Annotated in this window: 1 protein-coding gene; it reads left to right on the top strand. The window is 41.9% G+C overall.

What is annotated here, in order from left to right; genetic code table 11:
• Positions 1 to 25 precede the first annotated feature (25 nt).
• Positions 26 to 430, top strand: coding sequence for a DUF1801 domain-containing protein (locus tag FKN16_RS24390; protein ID WP_017039704.1), 405 nt, complete (start codon positions 26 to 28; stop codon positions 428 to 430).
• Positions 431 to 563 lie beyond the last annotated feature (133 nt).

Consider the following 563-nt stretch of genomic DNA (forward strand, 5'->3'; position numbering starts at 1 on the left):
GGCGTTATGTGAATAGGAGATTCCAATGGACAAGGTAGTCAAAGATCGGTTCGATGAGTATCCGGAAAATGCTCGTGTTAGGTTAGAAGAGCTGCGAAATTTAGTCTTTCAAGTCGCATCTGAGTTGGAACTGGGTGAAGTCGATGAAACTCTAAAATGGGGTGAGCCAAGCTACAGTGTAAAAACGGGCAGTCCGTTAAGAATGGACTGGAAGCTTAAGTCTCCCAATAATTATTACCTATTCTTTAATTGCCAAACTAAGCTAGTCGATACATTTCGGGAGTTGTATGGTGACGAGTTGGTGTTTCAGGGAAACAGAGCAATAGTTCTGTCCTTATCTAAACCGCTACCAGAAACGGTCATCAAGTCCTGTCTAGAGTTAGCTTTAACCTATCATCAGCGTAAAAATCTGCCTCTTTTGGGTGTGTGAAAAATTCACATAACAAACAATTTAAGAGGGATTCCCAACGCTTGGCATTTTTGGTTCTACTTCAAATTAAGTGTTTATGGCACAATGCCTTAGGTTTGGGTGGTAGCGTTGCTCACCCCTTAATTGGGCGTTA

The organism is Vibrio sp. 11-4(1), assembly GCF_013048625.1.
Classification (GTDB): domain Bacteria; phylum Pseudomonadota; class Gammaproteobacteria; order Enterobacterales; family Vibrionaceae; genus Vibrio; species Vibrio diabolicus.

Bases quoted from the DNA above. Each gene is read 5' to 3' on its own strand.
- FKN16_RS24390 (WP_017039704.1), top strand. From the start codon at position 26: ATGGACAAGGTAGTCAAAGATCGGTTCGATGAGTATCCGGAAAATGCT.